Annotated in this window: 25 protein-coding genes; 11 read left to right on the plus strand and 14 right to left on the minus strand. The window is 60.0% G+C overall.

Annotated elements, in window-relative coordinates:
- Positions 1-83 precede the first annotated feature (83 nt).
- Positions 84-578, plus strand: coding sequence for a hypothetical protein (locus tag V5B59_RS22705; protein ID WP_034910192.1), 495 nt, complete (start codon positions 84-86; stop codon positions 576-578).
- A gap of 160 nt (positions 579-738) precedes the next feature.
- Complete coding sequence (locus V5B59_RS22710) at positions 739-1,725, plus strand: NAD(P)H-dependent glycerol-3-phosphate dehydrogenase (RefSeq protein WP_332352350.1); 987 nt, start codon at positions 739-741, stop codon at positions 1,723-1,725.
- A gap of 32 nt (positions 1,726-1,757) precedes the next feature.
- Here the strand turns inward: V5B59_RS22710 and V5B59_RS22715 are convergent, their stop codons facing one another.
- Genes V5B59_RS22715 through V5B59_RS22725 form a run of 3 tightly spaced genes read right to left on the minus strand, consistent with a single transcriptional unit; the run spans position 1,758 to position 3,725 of the window.
- Entirely contained in the window at positions 1,758-2,234 is a 477-nt protein-coding gene (locus tag V5B59_RS22715) for a tRNA (cytidine(34)-2'-O)-methyltransferase (RefSeq protein WP_034910188.1), read from the minus strand.
- 35 nt (positions 2,235-2,269) lie between these two features.
- A complete protein-coding gene (gene dapB / locus V5B59_RS22720) occupies positions 2,270-3,076 on the minus strand; it encodes a 4-hydroxy-tetrahydrodipicolinate reductase (RefSeq protein ID WP_034910186.1) in 807 nt (268 codons plus the stop codon).
- Position 3,077: 1 nt separating this feature from the next.
- On the minus strand, positions 3,078-3,725 hold the full coding sequence (locus tag V5B59_RS22725; protein WP_248594898.1) for an outer membrane protein assembly factor BamE: 648 nt from the start codon (positions 3,723-3,725) through the stop codon (positions 3,078-3,080).
- Positions 3,726-3,734: 9 nt separating this feature from the next.
- Here V5B59_RS22725 and fur point away from each other — a divergent pair, with 9 nt between their 5' ends.
- Positions 3,735-4,202 (plus strand): ferric iron uptake transcriptional regulator, encoded by a 468-nt coding sequence (fur, locus tag V5B59_RS22730; RefSeq protein WP_034910184.1) that lies wholly within the window; start codon positions 3,735-3,737, stop codon positions 4,200-4,202.
- A 7-nt stretch (positions 4,203-4,209) separates the two neighbouring features.
- On the opposite strand, the gene V5B59_RS22735 is transcribed toward fur, so the two are convergent.
- From V5B59_RS22735 to V5B59_RS22770, 8 genes are all read right to left on the minus strand, one after another.
- Positions 4,210-5,145 (minus strand): carbohydrate kinase family protein, encoded by a 936-nt coding sequence (locus V5B59_RS22735; protein ID WP_169070734.1) that lies wholly within the window; start codon positions 5,143-5,145, stop codon positions 4,210-4,212.
- Positions 5,146-5,234: 89 nt separating this feature from the next.
- Entirely contained in the window at positions 5,235-6,179 is a 945-nt protein-coding gene (locus V5B59_RS22740; protein WP_169070733.1) for a DUF3426 domain-containing protein, read from the minus strand.
- Between the two features lie 3 nt (positions 6,180-6,182).
- On the minus strand, positions 6,183-7,073 hold the full coding sequence (gene prmA / locus V5B59_RS22745; protein ID WP_034910180.1) for a 50S ribosomal protein L11 methyltransferase: 891 nt from the start codon (positions 7,071-7,073) through the stop codon (positions 6,183-6,185).
- Between the two features lie 16 nt (positions 7,074-7,089).
- Entirely contained in the window at positions 7,090-8,454 is a 1,365-nt protein-coding gene (gene accC / locus V5B59_RS22750) for an acetyl-CoA carboxylase biotin carboxylase subunit (RefSeq protein ID WP_034910178.1), read from the minus strand.
- A 136-nt stretch (positions 8,455-8,590) separates the two neighbouring features.
- A complete protein-coding gene (gene accB / locus V5B59_RS22755) occupies positions 8,591-9,043 on the minus strand; it encodes an acetyl-CoA carboxylase biotin carboxyl carrier protein (protein WP_034910176.1) in 453 nt (150 codons plus the stop codon).
- A 72-nt stretch (positions 9,044-9,115) separates the two neighbouring features.
- Positions 9,116-9,610, minus strand: a complete 495-nt coding sequence (aroQ, locus tag V5B59_RS22760) for a type II 3-dehydroquinate dehydratase (protein ID WP_169070732.1) — start codon at positions 9,608-9,610, stop codon at positions 9,116-9,118.
- Positions 9,611-9,658: 48 nt separating this feature from the next.
- Positions 9,659-10,186, minus strand: coding sequence for a TlpA family protein disulfide reductase (locus V5B59_RS22765; RefSeq protein ID WP_169070731.1), 528 nt, complete (start codon positions 10,184-10,186; stop codon positions 9,659-9,661).
- Positions 10,187-10,194: 8 nt separating this feature from the next.
- On the minus strand, positions 10,195-10,803 hold the full coding sequence (locus tag V5B59_RS22770) for a hypothetical protein (protein ID WP_034910171.1): 609 nt from the start codon (positions 10,801-10,803) through the stop codon (positions 10,195-10,197).
- 112 nt (positions 10,804-10,915) lie between these two features.
- Between V5B59_RS22770 and mpl the strand changes: the two genes are divergently transcribed.
- Positions 10,916-12,337, plus strand: coding sequence for a UDP-N-acetylmuramate:L-alanyl-gamma-D-glutamyl-meso-diaminopimelate ligase (gene mpl, locus V5B59_RS22775; RefSeq protein ID WP_169070730.1), 1,422 nt, complete (start codon positions 10,916-10,918; stop codon positions 12,335-12,337).
- Here mpl and cyoE read toward each other — a convergent pair.
- The 3 genes from cyoE to V5B59_RS22790 all read right to left on the minus strand — a co-directional run bounded on the left by cyoE (position 12,278) and on the right by V5B59_RS22790 (position 14,124).
- Entirely contained in the window at positions 12,278-13,174 is an 897-nt protein-coding gene (cyoE, locus tag V5B59_RS22780) for a heme o synthase (protein WP_169070729.1), read from the minus strand. The genes mpl and cyoE overlap by 60 nt on opposite strands.
- Positions 13,175-13,264: 90 nt before the next feature.
- Entirely contained in the window at positions 13,265-13,624 is a 360-nt protein-coding gene (locus tag V5B59_RS22785; protein ID WP_034915734.1) for a cytochrome c oxidase subunit II transmembrane domain-containing protein, read from the minus strand.
- Positions 13,621-14,124, minus strand: a complete 504-nt coding sequence (locus V5B59_RS22790) for a DUF2244 domain-containing protein (protein ID WP_034915731.1) — start codon at positions 14,122-14,124, stop codon at positions 13,621-13,623. The genes V5B59_RS22785 and V5B59_RS22790 overlap by 4 nt, the downstream gene beginning before the upstream one ends.
- A 246-nt stretch (positions 14,125-14,370) precedes the next feature.
- On the opposite strand from V5B59_RS22790, the gene V5B59_RS22795 reads away from it, so the two are divergent.
- From V5B59_RS22795 to V5B59_RS22825, 7 genes are read left to right on the plus strand one after another with little or no spacing between them, the layout of a single operon-like run.
- On the plus strand, positions 14,371-14,676 hold the full coding sequence (locus tag V5B59_RS22795) for a hypothetical protein (protein ID WP_169070727.1): 306 nt from the start codon (positions 14,371-14,373) through the stop codon (positions 14,674-14,676).
- Between the two features lie 25 nt (positions 14,677-14,701).
- The gene (coxB, locus tag V5B59_RS22800; RefSeq protein ID WP_248594906.1) at positions 14,702-15,787 is read left to right on the plus strand and encodes a cytochrome c oxidase subunit II; all 1,086 of its coding nucleotides are present in this window, start codon (positions 14,702-14,704) and stop codon (positions 15,785-15,787) included.
- A gap of 31 nt (positions 15,788-15,818) precedes the next feature.
- Positions 15,819-17,432 (plus strand): cytochrome c oxidase subunit I, encoded by a 1,614-nt coding sequence (gene ctaD / locus V5B59_RS22805; protein ID WP_034915728.1) that lies wholly within the window; start codon positions 15,819-15,821, stop codon positions 17,430-17,432.
- A complete protein-coding gene (locus tag V5B59_RS22810) occupies positions 17,429-17,551 on the plus strand; it encodes a cytochrome oxidase small assembly protein (protein WP_211203417.1) in 123 nt (40 codons plus the stop codon). The genes ctaD and V5B59_RS22810 overlap by 4 nt, the downstream gene beginning before the upstream one ends.
- Positions 17,533-18,147 carry a cytochrome c oxidase assembly protein gene (locus tag V5B59_RS22815; RefSeq protein ID WP_288130696.1) on the plus strand — a complete coding sequence of 205 codons (615 nt, stop codon included), beginning with the start codon at positions 17,533-17,535 and terminating at the stop codon, positions 18,145-18,147. Before V5B59_RS22810 ends, V5B59_RS22815 begins: the two co-directional genes overlap by 19 nt.
- A gap of 5 nt (positions 18,148-18,152) precedes the next feature.
- Positions 18,153-18,362 carry a DUF2970 domain-containing protein gene (locus V5B59_RS22820; protein ID WP_288130716.1) on the plus strand — a complete coding sequence of 70 codons (210 nt, stop codon included), beginning with the start codon at positions 18,153-18,155 and terminating at the stop codon, positions 18,360-18,362.
- A 58-nt stretch (positions 18,363-18,420) separates the two neighbouring features.
- Positions 18,421-19,275 (plus strand): cytochrome c oxidase subunit 3, encoded by an 855-nt coding sequence (locus V5B59_RS22825; RefSeq protein ID WP_034915739.1) that lies wholly within the window; start codon positions 18,421-18,423, stop codon positions 19,273-19,275.
- Positions 19,276-19,384 lie beyond the last annotated feature (109 nt).

Here is a 19,384-nt window from a genome sequence, read left to right on the forward strand (position 1 = left end):
AAAAGTATATTGCTGCGACGCAGCATATTCTGCTATATTGTATGCGTTCGCTACTTGCGTACGCACGCTGCTGCAGGACATGTATGTACATCGTAGATGACCCCACCCTTGCGCTGATTACCCGATTTGTGGGTGATTCCCCGAATCCGGATCTCGCGGATGCCGAGTTCTTTCGCCAGCAGCTTTCGGCCATCGAAGCGTATGTCGAAAGCTTTCCTGACGCTGACAGGGAGTTGCGTGCACTGGAGTGGATTGAGGCCAATGCCAGGCAATATCGCCAGCAGTGGCAAAAACAGGCGGCGATCAGTACCCTGGCCAGTACGCGTTGCCCGGATTGCCCGATCGCGGGCGGCGACAAGCACACGCCTTGTGCCATTCACACACGCTGGTTGGCTCTCCTGCGACGCTACGCCGCGAGCGAGTTGTCTTCAAATGCTTATGTGGAACAAAGCCTGGCGCTATTGACTGCACACAAGGACTGGCTGAAGGTCGGCCATGCCCGTCAGTCTCTGCTGCGCGCAGGTGCGCTGCGTGACGTTTTCACGGACGCTCAGCGAGAGCCGCAGCGGCTTCAATGAAGCAAGTTTCCATTTGTCCTTGCAAGGCGAGATGCCGCATTCCTGATCGGCAGCCTGATGGCTGACACATCGGCCATTTGACGGTATTGGCCAGGCGGCCACTGCGGAACCGACCCACAGTGCTGCCGAACGACTCGGTGGTCGGAAAGGGGGAAGTGCAATGCAAATCGCGGTTCTGGGTGCCGGCGCCTGGGGTACTGCCCTGGCGATCTCCTTTGCCCACCGTCATTCCGTCAGCTTGTGGGCACGCGATCCCGAAAAGGCTGCACGCATGCAGGCGGCCGGTGAAAACAGCCGCTACCTGCCGGGCCATCGCTTTCCTGCTTCGCTGCGGGCGACTGCTGATTTTTCGGCGGCCTGCAAGAATGCCGAGCTGATGCTCATCGCTGCGCCCCTGGCTGGTTTGCGTACTGCGCTGCAGCATCTGCGCGATGCCGAGGTCGAAACGCCCTTCCTCTGGGTCTGCAAGGGCCTTGAAAAGGGGACCGGACTGCTGCCGCACCAGGTCGTTCGGGAGGTGCTCGGCGAACGCATGTGCGGCGTACTCACGGGGCCGAGCTTTGCCGATGAACTGGCTCGCGATTTGCCGACGGTGGTGACGATCGCGTCGACCGACGCGAACTTCGCGCTGCGCTGTGCCGAAGCCTTGCGTGGGCCGCGACTGCGCATCTATGCCAGCGATGACGTGATCGGCGCCGAAGTGGGCGGTGCCGTCAAGAACGTCATGGCCATTGCCACCGGTGTTTGTGATGGTCTCGGGCTGGGGATGAATGCCCGCGCCGCCTTGATGACGCGGGGGTTGCACGAAATCGCCCGTTTTGGCAAGGCGCTGGGGGGACACGCCGACACCTTCATGGGCTTGTCCGGCATGGGCGACCTGTTTCTGACCTGTACTGGCGACCTCTCACGCAACCGGCGCGTGGGCCTGTTGCTGGCCACCGGCAAGCCCCTCGATCAGATTACCCGCGAACTGGGCCAGGTTGCCGAAGGCGTACCCGCCGCGCACGAGGTACAGCGCCGTGCCGCTGCGCTTGGCGTCAAAATGCCGATTACCGACTGGGTTTGTACGTTGCTCGACGGCAGCGTGACGCCAATCGAAGGTGTCGCCGCGCTGATGGAGCGGGACATTGGTTTCGAGGGCAGGTAGCGCTCGATGCTCCGGCACTTCGCCCGCCAGACTCATGCGGCGCCAGCGTAGCCGATCTGCCGCCAGGCTTCATATACCGTAATGGCGACGGCGTTGGAGAGGTTGATGCTGCGATTGTTTGGCCGCATCGGCAGGCACAGGCGTTGCTCGGCGGCAAACTCGGCGAGAATTTCTGCCGGCAGTCCGCGCGTTTCACAACCGAAGACCAGCACATCCCCGGCCCGGAAGTCGGCAACAGCGGGACGCAGAGTTCCTTTGGTGGTCAGCGCAAAACGCCGCCCCTGCGGCGAAAGTGCCGTCAGTGCCGCACAGCAGTGGGTCCAGTCGGGGTGAATCTGCACGCTCGCCAACTCCGCGTAGTCCATGCCGGCGCGCCGCAGCCGGGCTTCGGTCAGCGCGAATCCGAGCGGTTCGACGAGGTGCAGGCGTGTGCCGGTATTGGCACACAGGCGAATCACATTGCCGGTATTGGGCGGGATTTCCGGGTGGATCAGTACGACCTCGAACATCTGCCCGCCTGCACGCTGCTTGATCGGGCGGCGACTCAGCGCAGACCGAGTACGTCCTGCATGTCGAACAGGCCGGATTTGCGCTGCACCAGAAAATGCGCCGCGCGCAGGCTTCCCAATGCATATGGCATGCGACTGCTCGCCTTGTGGCCGATTTCGATGCGTTCACCAACGCCGCAGAACATCACGTTGTGATCGCCGACGATGTCGCCGCCGCGGATGGTGGCAAAGCCGATGCTCGACTGCGGCCGCTCACCGGTGACTCCCTCGCGCGTGTAGATGGCGCACTGCCTGAGTTCACGCCCGAGCGCCTGCGCCACCACCTCACCCATGCGCAGCGCGGTTCCCGAGGGCGCGTCGACCTTGTGCCGGTGGTGCGCCTCGAAGACCTCGACATCGTAGCCTTCGCCGAGAATCCGGGCCGCCACGTCGAGCAGTTTGAAAACCACGTTGACGCCGACGCTCATGTTCGGCGCCAGGACCACCGCAATGTCCTCTGCTGCGGCAGCAATCGCTGCCTTGCCCGCGGCGTCGAAACCGGTGGTACCGATGACCATCGCCACGCCATGGCGGCGGCAGATTTCGAGGTGCTGGAGAGTTGCTGCGGGGCGTGTAAAGTCGATCAGGCAGGTGGCACGGGCAATGCCGGCGTCGCGGTCGCTGCTGACCAGGACACCGCAGGGCATCCCTACCAGTTCGCCAGCATCCTTGCCCTGTTCGGGGACGCCAGGCTGGTCAATCGCGGCCACCAGCGTCGCTGCCACATCTTTCAGCGTGACTTCGAGCAGCATGCGTCCCATGCGTCCGCCAGCACCGGCGATCGCGATCCTCAATCCATCCATGTCAGAATCCCATGCTTTCCATAATCGTGCCGAAGAAACCCGGTCCATCCGGAGGCGGCAGCACCGTACTGCCATCTGCCGGCAGCGAGCCCAGATCGATTTCCCGGTTGCGCGCCTCGAAGACCACTGCGGCGTCGGTGGATTGCACCGGGGCCACATCACCGGCCACGTTTCGCAGTTTGCCGTCGGCGTCAAAAAAGACCGTAAACCGGCGCGTTTCGATCTCGCCCGAATTCCCTTTCTTCAGCCAATAAAAGTAATCCCAGCGGTTGGCGTGAAACATGTCCGTCAACACCGGCGTGCCGAGGATGAAGCGCACCTGATCCTTGGTCAGGCCGGGGCGCAACTGGGAAACCATTTCCTGAGACAGGACGTTACCCTGCTGCACGTCGATCCGGTATTCGTTGACGATGCGCGGTACCGTCGAGCAAGCGGCAAGCGTGCAGAGAACCATGACAGGATAGGCGAAACGTGGAAAGATCATGTTCAGGTCGGATCGTGGTGTGTGATCAGTGCGAGCCAGGGCAAGTGAAGCGACCCCGCCGGGAGCCGGATCATGTTCGATCCGAACGAAAGCTTGGCGGCAGTGCCGCACGGCTGCCATCGCAGGGTATATCATAACCGAAACCCTCCTTTCATAGCCGATCAAGGTAAGCCGATGAGCAACTCCGACGACCTCAAGAACATGGGGCTGAAAGCCACCATTCCACGCCTCAAGATCCTCGCCCTGTTCGAGAAGACCGAGATCCGCCATCTCACCGCCGAGGATGTCTACCGACTGCTGCTCGCCGAGAATCTGGACATCGGCCTGGCCACCGTCTATCGTGTCCTGACCCAGTTCGAACAGGCAGGGCTGATTGAGCGCCACTATTTCGAATCGGGCAAGGCGGTCTTCGAGTTGAGCCCCGGACAGCACCATGATCACCTGGTCTGTGTCGACTGCGGCCGGGTCGAGGAATTCTACGATGCCGAGATCGAACGCCGGCAAACGAAGATTGCCAAGGATCGCGGTTTCGTCATTCGCGAGCACTCGCTTTATCTGTATGCCGAATGCACCAAGCCGGACTGTCCGCATCGCGGCACTGCGCTCCGGCATCCCGGCGAGCGCAACAGGACGCCCTCCTGAGCAGCGCTTACCAGAGGGGCGCTGCAAAAGCCCTGGCGAATAGCTCGGCGATTGCATCCCGGCTTGGACGATGATTCTGGCCACCCCGATGGGCGATCTTGACAGCGCCCATCACCGCTGCAAGCTGACCAATCTTTTTCCAGCCCCAGCCGGCGGCAATTCCGTAGAGCAGGCCCGCGCGGTAAGCGTCACCGCATCCAGTAGGGTCAACGACCGCCTCGGCCTGAACGCAGGGAATCTCATGGCAATGGCCGCCGGCATAGATTCGTGAACCGGCACCACCCAGGGTGACGACCAGCGCTTCCACTTCGCCAGCGAGTTGCTCAAGCGATCGGCCAGTTCGGTCGCACAGCAGCTTCGCTTCATAATCGTTGAAACAGGCGTAATTGGCGAGGCGCATGAAATTCATCAGTTCGTCGCCAGAAAACATCGGCAAGCCCTGACCAGGGTCGAAGATAAAGGGCACGGCCGTCGCCGCGAGATCCTGCGCGTGTTGCAGCATGCCGTCACGACCATCGGGAGCGACGATGCCGAGTGTTGCCCCTTCGACGTCGGCGACCCGATTGAGATGCGAGTACATCATCGCGCCGGGGTGGAAGGCGGTGATCTGGTTGTCGTCGAGGTCGGTGGTGATGAAGGCCTGCGCGGTAAAGCTGCCGGCAATCCGGCGCACATGTGCGCGCTTGATGCCGTAGTCATCGAGTCGCAACAGATAGGGGTCGGCATCGTCGCCCACCGTGGCCATGATCAAGGGTTCGCCACCGAGCAGTTTGAGGTTGTAAGCGATATTGCCTGCGCAACCGCCAAACTCCCGACGCATCTCGGGTACCAGAAAAGCAACATTGAGAATGTGAATCTGCTCGGGCAGGATGTGATTCTTGAAACGATCATGGAAGACCATGATGTTGTCGAAGGCGATGGAGCCGCAAATGAGCGTAGACATGGACTTTCCGGGGTTTTAGGGTCTGAGGTGGAATGGGAAGGAATGGCGGCAAGGCCTGCTCGGCACCCGCAGCCCTCTGGAACACGCAATCAAGGGTAGAAGACGTAAAGCCGGTAACCGGCAGCTTTGATCCCGCCGGCCTCGATCCATAGCCTGATCTCGACGTCGGCATTGGCTGCGAATGATTCCTCTGGCAGCAGCGAAGGTAACAGATACTCATCAGGCTGCAAAACGCGGCGTGCGATCACCCTGTCATTGCTGTCGGTGAGCGTCAGTTCGAGCGCCGGGTAGGCCTGCGCATATGCTGCCCGATTGCGCAGCGTAGCTTGCAGGGCGAGCAGTTTGTTGCGTCCCGGATCGATCTGCAATTCCGAGTTCTCGATGCTCACCCACTCTGAATGGCGCGGTAGCGGCATGCCGGTTCCCAAGGCATCACTCAGCGCCGTCAGCGCTGGTCGCAGGCCGGGTATGCCGATCGCGATGGCCGTACGAAAATGAAACACCAACTGGCAGGCAAGCATCACGGCAAGCAGTGCAGCGACGGTCGCGAATGTCCTGCTGGTCATGGCCTTGTCGGCCGGCCGCGCCGGCCTGCCCACCACCCCTTCGAGCCAGCCGCCGTAGCCTGGCATTGCGCGCGTTTCATGAGGCCGCACCGGACTTTCTGCCAGGGGCTTCTCGGCACTGGTGATGCCTGGTTCAGAAGAGCATGGCGCAGACTCGATGGGAATGTCGGCAGGCTGCATATCGGTCGGCTCGGGAACTGGCGGCAATAACAGGCCGGTGGCGGGGGCAGGGCGATGGGTTGGCTCCTCCCAGGTTTGCACGGCTGCCGTCGCGGGATCCGAAGAAGCCGCTACCGTCGCCTGATCCGGGGGGATCGGGGTCAGCAGCGGCGCGTCGTCGTCGAGCAGGCTGTCGATGGCATTGAACACTGTGCGGCATTGCCCGCAGCGGACTTTTCCGGCACGCGCGCGGATCTGCTCGGAAGTGACACGGAAGATCGTTTGGCAGCTCGGGCAGCAGGTTTTCACGGCTTATGCCTTGACGCCCGCCAGGCAGACCCAGCCGTCGCGAGTGTCAGCAACGCCAAGCGGCAGGTAGGGCGCGTAGGCTGCAATCAGCTCGTCCGCCTGCGAGAAGAGAATTCCCGACAGCGCGAGCCTACCACCTGAGCGGACGTGCGCGCTGATCAACGGTGCCAGGACCTTGAGCGGATTGGCAAGGATGTTCGCTACCACGATGTCGAACTGAGAATGCAACTCTTGTGCCGAATCCTGGAAGCGGGCGTTGACCCCGTTCCCCTCGGCATTTTGCCTGGCTGAGATCACCGCCTGCGGGTCGATATCGACGCCGACCACCTCGCCTGCACCGAGTCTGGCCGCGGCGATGGCGAGAATCCCGGAGCCGCAGCCGTAATCGAGCATCGACATCCCAGGGAGCGCACAGCGCTCAAGCCATTCCAGGCAAAGCCGGGTCGTCGGATGCGAGCCCGTTCCGAACGCCATGCCGGGATCGAGCACCAGGACGATTGCTTGTGGATCCGGGGCCTGGTGCCATGAGGGAACGATCCACAAGCGCTTCGAGACACGAATCGGCTCGAACTGCGATTGCGTCAGTCGCACCCAGTCCTGATCGGCCACCTCTTCCTGTGTGAAGGCCGGCAAATCATCGAGACCGGCCAGCGCCGCGCAGCTTGCCAGAAGCTGCCTGGCATCGCTGTCCGGCTTGAGCAGCGCAATGACCCGTGAACGATTCCAGCCCGGCCGGCTGATTGAATCGGGCTCGCCAAACTGCGGCTGTTCATCGGGTGTGCCAGCATCCGCATCCTCGATGCTGGCTGCCAGTGCGCCTGCATCGAGGAGGGCGTCAGCAAGCGCCTCGGCGTGTTGGCAGTCGGTCTGGATGCTCAGAGATAGCCAGGCCATCGTGATTCGGCGACGATCAGCCGCCCTTGTTGACCTCGTCCTTGGCGGCGAGTCTTTGCTCCAGATAGTGGATGCTGGTGCCGCCCTCCATGAAACGGGCATCCTGCATGAGATCCTGATGCAGTGCGATGTTCGTCTTGATGCCTTCGATGCTCATTTCGGAGAGGGCAATGCGCATGCGACGAATCGCCTGGTCGCGACTGTCGCCATAGGCGATCACCTTGGCGACCATCGAGTCATAGTGTGACGGAATGGTATAGCCCTGATAGATATGCGAGTCCACGCGAATTCCGGGCCCTCCCGGCGGATGATAGAAACTGATCTTGCCTGGCGACGGAACGAAAGTGAAGGGATCTTCGGCGTTGATCCGGCATTCGATGGCGTGGCCGCGGAAAGTCAGATCACGCTGCCTGAAGCGCAGTTTTTCACCGGCAGCAATGCGGATCTGCTCGGCAACGAGATCGACCCCAGAGATCTGCTCGGTGACCGGGTGTTCAACCTGGATGCGGGTGTTCATCTCGATGAAGTAGAACTCGTTATTCTCGAACAGGAATTCGAAGGTGCCTGCACCACGATAGTTGATGCGCCGGCACGCTTCGGCACAACGCTCACCGATGCGCACGATATACCGGCTGGGGATGCCGGGGGCCGGCGCTTCCTCGATGATCTTCTGGTGACGGCGCTGCATCGAGCAATCGCGTTCGCCAAGGTAGACTGCATTCCTGAAACTGTCGGCCAGGACCTGGATCTCGACATGGCGCGGATTTTCCAGGTATTTCTCCAGATAGACGTTGGGATTTCCGAAAAAGCTTTGTGCCTCCGAACGGGTCATGTTCACGGCGTTGATCAGCGCTGCTTCGGTATGGACGACGCGCATCCCGCGTCCACCCCCTCCACCCGCGGCCTTGATGATCACCGGGTAGCCGACGGCCTTGGCAATCAGCACGATCTCCCTGGGGTCGTCGGGTAACGCACCTTCCGAACCGGGCACACAGGGGACTCCGGTGATGCGCATGGCCTCCTTCGCGGAGACCTTGTCGCCCATCAGCCGAATGGTCTCCGGTCTGGGCCCGATGAATACGAACCCGGAGGATTCGACCCGCTCGGCAAAGTCGGCGTTCTCGGAGAGGAAGCCATAGCCTGGGTGAATGGCCTGCGCGTCAGTGACCTCGGCCGCCGAGATGATTGCCGGTACGTTGAGATAGCTCTGGGCGGAAGGCGCCGGACCAATGCAGACCGACTCGTCGGCCAATCTGACGTACTTGGCTTCTCGGTCCGCCTCCGAATGAACGACCACTGTCTTGATCCCGAGTTCGCGGCAGGCGCGCTGGATGCGAAGGGCAATTTCTCCGCGATTGGCAATGAGGACTTTTCCGAACATGGCGGACGGTTCTCCTAATGCGCGAGTCGCGTCAGCGACTCACGAATCTCTCCTCCACACTCGCGGGGGATGGGTTGGTGGAGAGGGAAACGGCCGTGACTTTCCTGATTGGGGGTGCCTGGAAAAGTCATGACGGTTAGCCGATGATGAACAAGGGTTCACCATATTCGACCGGTTGACCGTTCTCGATCAGAATCGCCTTGATCGTTCCCCCCCGCTCGGCTTCGATCTCGTTGAGCAGCTTCATGGCTTCGATGATGCAGAGCGTATCTCCGACCTTGACCATACTGCCTACCTCGACAAAGGGTTCAGCACCGGGACTCGATGCACGATAGAAGGTGCCGACCATCGGCGCCTTGATGATATCTCCTTCCGGAAGATCGGTTTCCTCCGCTGCGGCAAGCGTGGCAGTTGGCCCCGCTACTGGCGGGGCAAGCGGCAATGCGGCCGGCGGCGCGTAGGCATGCTGCGCCATGCCGCCGCCCTGCTTGACGATGCGGACCCGTTCCTCGGCATCGTTGATCTCGAGTTCGGTGATGCTCGAATCCTCGACAAGGTCGATGAGTTTCTTCAGTTTTCGCAGATCCATGGATTCACTCCAGATAGTCGTTCTTGTTTGTGGCCAAGCCTGGAGCATGCGCCAGGACAAGCCCGCAGGCGATCAAAGGTTTCGCTCTGCAGCGATCCTGCCCAGGAGATATTCCAGCGCCAGCAGATAACCCTCGCTACCCAGGCCGCTAATGACGCCAATCGCCAGCTCAGAAAAATACGAGTGCTGGCGAAACGGCTCACGGGCATGTACGTTGGACAGGTGCACTTCGACGAAGGGAATGCCGGTGCCGGCGAGAGCATCGCGTAAGGCGATGCTGGTATGCGTGTAGGCCGCAGGATTGATGATCAGAAAACGGACACCCTGGGCGCGGGCGGCATGAACGCGCTCGATCAATGCGCCCTCGTGATTGCTCTGGAAGGTTTCGAGATGCACGCCGGCGGACTCGGCACGGTGAGCAAGTGCCAGATTGATCTCGGCAAGCGTGCTTGAACCGTAGTATGCGGGTTCGCGAGTGCCCAGCAGATTGAGATTGGGCCCATGCAGGACGAGCAGTCGGGGGACATCCGGCGTGGCGTCGGTTTTCGACGAAGTTTGCTTCTTCATGGCCGTCAGTTTGCCGCAAATGGCGGCATTTTGTCCAGCAAGACGTCTTCAGCGCGTCACCGCCTGCTGCAGGATACGCTCCAGTTCACTCTCGGACAAGGGGCCGAGTCGGAGCAGCAGGAGTTCACGCTGCGGACTGATCACCAGAGTATAGGGGAGGCTTAGCTGAGTGTTCCCGAGTTGCCGGGCGAGTTCGACGCCTGTTGCGCCGCCGATCAGCAAAGGGTAGCTGACCGGATAGGTTTCGGCAAAAGTTCGGATACTGTCTTCGGTGTCGAGAGCAATGCCGACAAACTGCACGTCTTGCAGCAAATGGCGGTCCTGCAGTCGCGAAAACGCAGGCATTTCGTCCCGGCAGGGTGGGCACCAGGTGGCCCAGAAATTGACGACCAGCGTTTTTCCTTGCCAACGCGAGAACGGATGCGACTTCCCGTGCACGTCATCGAGACGACTGGCGAACAGGCGCGCCAGAGCCTCGGTGGTGACGGCCGGCAAAGCCTGCTGCGGCGTACCGGAAAGTTGCGATGCGGCGTAGATAGCGGCCAGCAGGGTAGCGGCCAGCAGGCCGATCAGCACGGCGCTTCTCATGGGGCAGGGGGGCAGCTGGCGGCCAGCAGCCTGTTGACGACGTCCAGTCGGGCGCGCTCCCGAATCTTGCCGTCACGCGTCCTGAAGCTCACACGCTCCTCGTCACGCGGGTAGATGACGAGGTTGGCAACGGCGTCATCACCAACGATCGTCAGAACTGCCTCGGCACGATCGGTACGCGGAAGGCTATGGCGGAAAGCCATGCCCTCGTTGAGCAGGAAGATTTCAACGTCTTTGGCACTATCCGGGAACAATTGGATATCGATCTCGGCATGGCGGCCAGCGCTGCCATCGAGCACCGACCCGGTCAGATAGGGATGGAAGCGTTGCATCGTCGCCATCAGCCGGGCTGCGGTGCGCAGCAGATGCCGGCTTCTCGCCTGCTGTTCCTGGTCCTGGAACAAGCGCTGATAGATCCGCAGTTCAGCCTCGACTTCACTGTCGTCAGGCATGGCTACGCTCTCCGGCAAGCCGAGGCCGCGTGCCGCCTTGCGTTTGGCCAGGGTGAGATCGCTGATACCGTCCTGGGCCATCAGGCGGGCGGCGAGCGCAGCCAAATGGCTGCGCTGCTGTGAATTACGCTGGCGATCCTGTCGGCCGCTCATTGGTGAATCCCGAAGTGGTCTGGCGATGGCAGAGTGCTCGTCCGGGCGCGCAAAGACTCTGGCAAGGGTACAATCGCGCCTCTTCAGCCTGATTTTAACTTGGATTCGGGACATGCATATTCACATCCTCGGCATCGGCGGCACTTTCATGGCGGGCCTTGCACAGCTGGCGCGCGCCGCGGGGCACCACGTCACAGGTTGTGACAGTGGCGTTTACCCACCGATGAGTACGCAGCTTGAAGCTGCCGAGATCGAAGTCATCGAAGGCTACGATAGCGCGCAGACGGCTTTCGAACCCGATTGCTACGTGGTCGGCAATGCCATTACGCGTGGCAACGCCCTGCTCGAGGAAATCCTTGACCGCGGTCTGCCTTACCTTTCGGGTCCGCAATGGCTGGCCGAGAATATTCTCAAGGAACACTGGGTGATGGCAGTGGCTGGAACGCACGGCAAGACAACGGCTTCCGCGATGCTGGCGTGGATCCTTGAAGACGCCGGGCTGAGTCCAGGTTTCCTGGTTGGTGGCGTGCCGGTGAATTTCGGAGTTTCGGCGCGTCTGTCCGGCAGCAACACGGACACTCCGTTCTTCGTGATCGAAGCCGACGAATACGATACCGCTTTCTGCGACAAGCGCTCCAAGTTCATTCACTACCGCCCACGCACGCTCGTCCTGAACAATCTCGAATTCGACCATGCCGACATTTTCTCTGATCTGGCAGCGATCGAGACACAATTTCACCATTTCGTTCGCACTTTGCCGCGCCATGGACTGATTGTGTCGAACGCCGCCGACGGCAACCTGGAACGAGTTCTGGCCAGGGGCTGCTGGACTCCGGTGAAGCGCTTCAACGACACCGCTGGCTGGCGGGCGGAAGGGAACGATGTCGATGGGTCGCTGCAGCTGTTGCACGGCGACGAACTGCTTGGCAGTACGAACTGGGGCTTGACCGGTACGCACAACCGCAGCAACGCGGTTGCCGTCCTGCTCGCTGCCAGGCATGCCGGGGTATCTATTGCCAGAAGCCTGGCGGCGTTGTCACGCTTCAAGAATGTCAAGCGTCGTCTGGAGTTGCGGGGGGCCGTTGGCGATGTCCATGTTTACGACGATTTTGCCCATCACCCGACGGCAATTGCGACGACGCTGGCGGGTTTGCGCAGCAAGGTGGGCAGCAACCGCATTCTGGCGGTCCTGGAGCCGCGCTCGAATACCATGAAGCTCGGAGTGATGAAAGCCTCGCTGCCCGCCAGCCTCGGCGACGCCGATCTGGTTTTCTGCTATGCCGCGAATCTCGGATGGAGCGCCGCCGAAGCGCTCGCTCCGCTGGGCGAGAGGGTAATCATCGAAGATGATCTCGGCCGCCTGGTGGCTCGCATCGCCAGTACCGCATGCGCTGGTGACCAGGTGCTGGTGATGAGCAACGGCGACTTTGGCGGTATCCACGAGAAGCTGCTGGCAGCACTCGCCGCCGACGTTTCAGCGCAGGAAATGGTCAGCCAGCAGGGCCGCGAAGAGCAGCGTCAGATAGATGATTGAATAGCGAAAAGTCAGTCTCGCCAGCTTGTCGCTGTAATCACGCCACAGCGTGACGCTGTAGACGAGAAAAATCACATCGAGGACCAGTGCGCCAAGCAGATACCAGGGGCCGCTCATTCCCAGCGTGTAAGGCAGTACCGTCGCGGCGGTCAGCATGACCACGTAGAGCAGACTGTGCAGGCAGGTGAAGCGGATGCCGTGCGTCACCGGCAGCATCGGCAAGCCCGACTTGGCGTAGTCGGCACAACGGTAACAAGCGAGCGCCCAGAAATGCGGCGGTGTCCAGATGAAAACAATCAGGAAAAGGACCAGAGCCTCGGGGCCCACCTGACCGGTGATCGCCGTCCAGCCCAGGAGCGGTGGCATCGCGCCAGAAGCACCACCGATGACAATGTTCATCGGTGTCGCCGGCTTCAGCAGCACCGTGTAAACCAGGGCGTAACCGAGAAAGGTGGCCAGCGTCAGCCACATCGTCAGGGGATTGACAAAGCTGTACAGGATCCATAAGCCGAAGCCGCCGACGAGAGTTGCCAGGGTCAGGGTTTCCGTGTACGAGACTTCTCCACGCGCCGTCGGGCGTGCGCGCGTACGCGCCATCAACGAATCAATGTGTTTTTCGATCAGGCAATTGATCGCTGCCGCAGCGCCGGCGACCAGAGCAATACCGACTGATGCCGCAACAAACAGTCCGAACGGCGGGAATGACGGCGTGGCGAGAAACATCCCGATCATTGCGGTGAACACGATCAGGCTGTTAACCCGCGGCTTGCACAACTCGAAGAAAGCTCCCAGGCGTTGTCCGGTCGAACGACGGGAGCTTGTGCTGATAGCGGCCATATCTTACTGTTTTCTCCGACCCGTGATAGTTCGGCAGAGCCCGTGCGACTTGGTGGGGCCTCTTTGCCTGTGGAAGCTGCGTGTTGCGATTCAGCCGGTAAAGTGGATGCCGATCAGGATGTAGTCGATGAACAGCAGAATGGCGAACGGCACCATTGCCCACAGCCACTGTACCGTTCCGGTCGGCCCTGCAAACTTGGCCGGTTGCTGGCCGGCACTCTTGCGGTGCTTGAACATCGAGTAGATCGTGATGCCAAGCACCACGACGAACAGAATGGTGATGATGATCATGAAATAGCTGTGTATCTGGAGCGTATTGCGGCTGACCGCGCCTACTGGTGTGGGGAAGTCCCAGCTGTACTGAGCAAGGGCCAGCGATGGAAGCAGCGCCGCAAGCAGAGTCGATAGCGAAACGCCCGCTCGTGGACAGAAACGATGAAGTGCCTTCAATTTGTCTCCTTAGATATCTTGTCGGGCCAGGCAGCACCGAGGCTTTGTTTCAGTTCTGAGGCGAGTGCCTTTTTCTGCTCTTCTGTCAGCATACGGCCGACTTCGACTTCCCGTCCATGCGAGCGGATCAACAAGCGATGACTGCTTTGTCCCTGCGGCTTCACATACTGCAGGCGCACCCAGTACGGCTGAAATGCGTGCCGCTCAGCCAGGGCGCCACGGCGGGTTTCGATCGTCAGTTGCCCTGATTCAAGCGCAATTCTCTCGAAATCCTCTGCTGTTTCCTCGCTATGTCGCAGTGCCCACCAAAGCAGGGCAAGCTCGATGCCGGTAAAAGGCAGCACCGGCCAGGCGCCGAAATACAAAAAAACGATTGCAATCGTACTCGAAGCTGCGGCCATGGCGACAAACACCCAGTTGCGCTCGGTCACCGAAAGCGACTGGTTCGGGCGAGCCACCCAAGTTCGTCCTGTCAGTGTCCGGGCTGCAACCAGGCTCATTAATCCTCTCCACAATGGCCAGCCTCCCCGAGTAAACTGGCTGGACTTGATACAAATCAAGGTATCGGCCGGGAAATTCTAGCACGGGGCTACACTTCGTTGGCAACAAGTCCCCCCAACATTGTGATTGTATTCGCTTTCGTGACGAATCATGGCGCAGCGCCACCGGCAGCCAATGCATCCCTTGGACGCAACATCCGGACAAGATGTTCCTGTAATTCTGAGATGCCGCGAAGGAGCTCCGGTGTGGCGCACCACCGTCGGGGTGCCCGCAGCCCGCTGGCACAGGATCATGCTTGCGATCACCGCGACCTTTGCTTCCTTGATTTTTTTGCCTGCGAATTGATCCATATCAATTATATTGTGTTAGCCTTTGCGGCTGGTGAGAAACTGGAACGGGGTTCGCACGAGCCCTTTTTGGTAGATTTTCAAAAACGTCAGGTGCTTGCGCCAATGCTGCTCTGCGTGGTGAATGCACTTGGTGGGGGAGAGGGAGAACATGGCACGATACTCAAACAAGAACCGCTACCTGAATCGTTTGCGACTGGGTAAGGCCGGGCTGCTCGGGTTGCTCGGTATGCTCAGTGGCGCCGCAAACGCCGCCTGGCAACTCAATCTGCAGGAACCCGTGACCGCTACAGCCCGGCGTGTTTACGACCTCCATACGCTCTTGACGGTGGTGATCGTCGTCATTTTCGTCGGCGTCTTTGCGGTCGTCACCTATTCGCTAATTTTTCATCGCAAGTCCAGGGGCCACAAGCCGGCTGATTTCCACGACAACACGACCGTGGAACTGGCCTGGACCATCGTGCCGGCGCTGATCCTGATCGCGATAGCCTTCCCGGCTACGTCGGCACTGGTAAACATGCGCGATACCTCGCAGCCCGATCTTACGATCAAGGTCACTGGATATCAGTGGAAGTGGGGTTACGAATACCTCACCGGCGACGCTGCCGGAGTCAAGTACATGAGTGTGCTCGCCACGCCACGCGACCAGATCGAAAACAAGGCACCCAAGGGCGAACATTATCTGCTGGAGGTCGATCGCCCGCTGGTGGTGCCGGTTGGAAAAAAGGTGCGCATTCTCACGACGGCGACCGATGTGATTCATAACTGGTCGGTCCCGGCATTCGCCGTGAAGACCGATGCAGTCCCCGGTTTCCTGCGCGATACCTGGTTCCGTGCTGACAAGGAAGGCACTTACCGCGGCCAGTGCTCGGAACTCTGCGGCAAGGACCACGGCTTCATGCCGGTGGTGGTCGAGGTCGTCTCCGATGAAAAGTACGCCGCCTGGGTTGCCGAGCAGAAGCAGCAAATGGCTTCGGCTGCGGACGATCCGAACAAGGTCTGGAAGCTCGATGAACTGCTTGCCCGCGGCGAGAAGGTCTACGCGGCCAACTGTGCTTCCTGCCACCAGGCGAACGGACAGGGATTGCCGCCCGTTTTCCCCGCTCTGGACGGATCGAAGATTGTCAAGGGTCCGAAAGAAGGACATCTCGACATCGTCATCAACGGCAAGCCGGGTACCGCAATGGCGGCCTTCGGTGCACAGTTGAGTGATACGGATATCGCGGCCGTTGTCGCCTACGAACGGAACGCATGGACCAACAAGCTCGGCGAAGTCATTCAACCCGCCGAAGTCAAGGCGCGTCGCGGCAAGTGATCGCGCTGCCGGCCCTCAGGAGAAACTGATTATGCAAGCCACGCACACTGCCGGACATGCCGGCGACCACCATCATGACGACCACGCCCACTATCCGAGCGGCTGGAAGCGCTGGGTGACCACCACCAACCATAAGGACATCGGTTCGATGTACCTGTGGTTCAGCTTCGTGATGTTCCTCGTCGGCGGTGCGATGTCGCTCATCATTCGCGCGGAGCTCTTCTCCCCTGGACTGCAGTACGTGTCCCCGGAGTTCTACAACCAGATGCTGACCCTGCATGCCCTGATCATGGTCTTCGGCGCGATCATGCCGGCATTCGTCGGCTTCGCCAACTGGATGATCCCGATGATGATCGGCGCCTCCGACATGGCGTTTGCGCGGATGAATAACTGGAGTTTCTGGTTGTTACCGCCAGCCGCCATTCTCCTGACGGTGTCGATCTTCGTGCCCGGCGGCGCTGCCGGAACCGGTTGGACCCTCTACCCCCCACTGTCGGTACAAATGGGGATAGGGATGGACATGACCATCTTTGCCGTCCATATCCTGGGCATGTCATCGATCATGGGTTCGATCAATATCGTCACCACCATACTCAACCTGCGTACACCCGGCATGACTCTGATGAAAATGCCGCTGTTCTGCTGGACGTGGCTGGTCACGGGTTTTCTGCTGATTGCTTCGATGCCGATCCTGGCCGGTGCGGTGACCATGCTGCTGACCGACCGCCATTTCGGGACTACTTTCTTCAATGCAGCCGGTGGTGGTGATCCGGTGCTGTTCCAGCACATCTTCTGGTTTTTCGGCCACCCTGAGGTCTATATCATCGCCTTGCCGGCCTTCGGCGTCGTTTCCCATGTGATCCCGGCATTCTCGCGCAAGCATCTCTTCGGCTATACCTCGATGGTCTATGCGATTGCCGCGATCGGTCTGATCTCCTTCTTTGTCTGGGCGCACCACATGTATGTAACGGGCATCCCGCTCACAGGCCAGCTCTACTTCATGTATGCGACGATGCTCATCGCGGTGCCGACAGGGGTGAAAGTCTTCAATTGGGTCACCACCATGTGGCGCGGGTCGCTGACCTTTGAAACGCCGATGTTGTTTGCACTCGGTTTCCTCGTTCTGTTTACCATCGGTGGGCTTACTGGCCTGGTGCTGGCCATGACAGCGGTGGACATCCAGTTGCAGGATACCTATTATGTCGTTGCCCACTTCCACTACGTCATGGTCGCAGGAGCGCTTTTCTCTGCCTATTCCGGCCTCTATTTCTGGCTGCCGAAATGGACCGGTCACATGTACAACGAAGGTCTGGGGAAACTGCACTTCTGGCTGTCGATCATCTTCTTCAACATCGCCTTTTTCCCGCAACACTTCCTCGGCCTGGCAGGCATGCCGCGACGGATTCCTGACTATTCGCAACAGTTCGCGGACTTCAACGTGGTTTCCAGCGTTGGTGCCTTTGGCTTCGGTTTGAGCCAGTTGCTGGTCTTGATCGTCGTCTTTCAGGCAGTGAAAGGCGGTGCCAAGGCGGACAGCCGGCCATGGGATGGCGCGCACGGACTGGAGTGGACTGTTCCCTCACCCGCACCGTACCATACGTTTGAAGATCCGCCAGCGTTTGATGCGGCCGAGGCACACGCATGACCCACGACGATACATCATCGCGCGAGCAGGGCAGCCGTCGCATCGCGGTCGGCCTTGCCCTGTTCGCAGCAGCCGTATTTCTGAGTTTCATCATTCGCCAGTGGATGGCCAGCTCTTGAATCCTGAGCTCAGCCCGGTTGGATCGACCACTGCCGACTCGCGCCCGCGGGTCGGCAGTAACGTCCGCATCGCATCGATTCTCGTGATCGTGGTCGTTGGCAGCTTGCTGTTCGTGGCCGCACAACCGCGCCTGTACCGGGCATTTTGCGAATGGACTGGCCTGTACGACATCGACCGTGCGGAGCAGGTCGCTGTGTCGTCTCTCCCGGGACGTCCCGTGACGCTGGAGTTCGATGCCAACAGTCATGACGGAGGCTTGCTCTTTCGTCCTCAGACCAACAGCCTTGCGGTCAAGACCGGAGAAATCGTGCACGTGATCTATCGCGTCGAGAATACGCGCGACAGCACCGTGATCGGGCAGGCTGTTCCCAGCTACGGGCCGCAGCATGCAGGTGGCTACGTAAAGAAGCTGGAGTGCTTTTGCTTCAAGCAGCAAACGTTTGCGCCGCACGAGGTGCGCGAGATGGACGTCGTGTTCCTGATTGATCCGAAGCTGCCTGATGACGTTGCTACGCTTACCCTTTCGTATACGTTTTTCGAAGTGCCGGCAGGTGGCGCGAAGGCATTGGCGACGTCTGCGGAAGTCCGGACTTGAACGATGTGTTGGTGAATCCACAATCGCCGAAGAACGGCCTGTTTCGTACCATTCGTACCGTTGCCTGGGCGCTTTTGGGGGTGCGTGGGCACAAACCGTACGAGCAAGATGCACCACCGTTGTCGCCGTTGAAGCTGTTGATCACAGCACTGGCTTTCATGCTGGTTTTTGTACTTACGCTGGTAACTGTGGCAATTTACAGCAGTCGTCATTGATGGACACATGAACAAGGTAACAGGGCCATAACGACAATATGATTTGGAGGGAATCAAGATGAGTCACCCCGCATCCGCAAGCCGCTATTTCGTTCCCGAGCCTTCGCACTGGCCGGTGGTTGGGTCGTTTGCGTTGCTCTTGCTGGCAACCGGCGCCATTCTGACGTTTAATTCGATTGCCTACGGCGGATACTTTTTGCTCGGCGGGTTCGCCGTTCTGACGGTCATGCTGTTCGGCTGGTTTGGACGTGTGATCGGTGAATCGGAAGGCCAGCGCTACAATCTGCAGGTAGATCGTTCCTTCCGTTGGTCAATGGCCTGGTTCATCTTCTCCGAGGTCATGTTCTTCGCGGCTTTCTTTGGCGCGTTGTTCTATGTCCGCGTATTGTCCATTCCTGACTTGGCGAGTGCGGAGCAGGCTGCGCTTTGGGAAGGCTTCAAAAATCAATGGCCAACTGCCGGTCCTGCGGCCAAGGACGCTTTTACTCCGATGCACGCATGGGGAATCCCGGCCATCAATACCCTGCTGCTGCTGAGTTCGGGCGCCACGGTGACCTGGGCGCACTGGGGATTGGTCGCCAACAAACGGCAGCAGTTGATCGTCGGCCTGATCTTGACGGTGCTGCTCGGTCTGTTGTTCCTGGGCCTGCAGGTGTACGAATACCGCGAAGCCTATAGCCACTTCAATCTCAAGCTGACCACTGGGGTGTACGGTTCAACCTTTTATATGTTGACCGGTTTCCATGGTTTTCACGTGACGCTCGGCGTGACGATGTTGACCGTGATTCTCCTGCGGGCGTTGAAGGGACACTTCACCGGGGAGCGACACTTTGCCTTTGAAGCGGTTGCTTGGTACTGGCACTTTGTGGACGTCGTCTGGCTCGGCCTGTTCGTCGTTGTCTATTGGCTGTAACTTCCTGACGCGTGGCGCACCAAGATGTGCGCCACCGCTAACGGTCATGACTTTTCCAGGCACCCCGATCATGAAGTCATGACCGTTTCCCTCTCCCCCGACCCCTCCC

This window comes from Candidatus Accumulibacter contiguus (assembly GCF_036625285.1).
Classification (GTDB): Bacteria; Pseudomonadota; Gammaproteobacteria; order Burkholderiales; family Rhodocyclaceae; genus Accumulibacter; species Accumulibacter contiguus.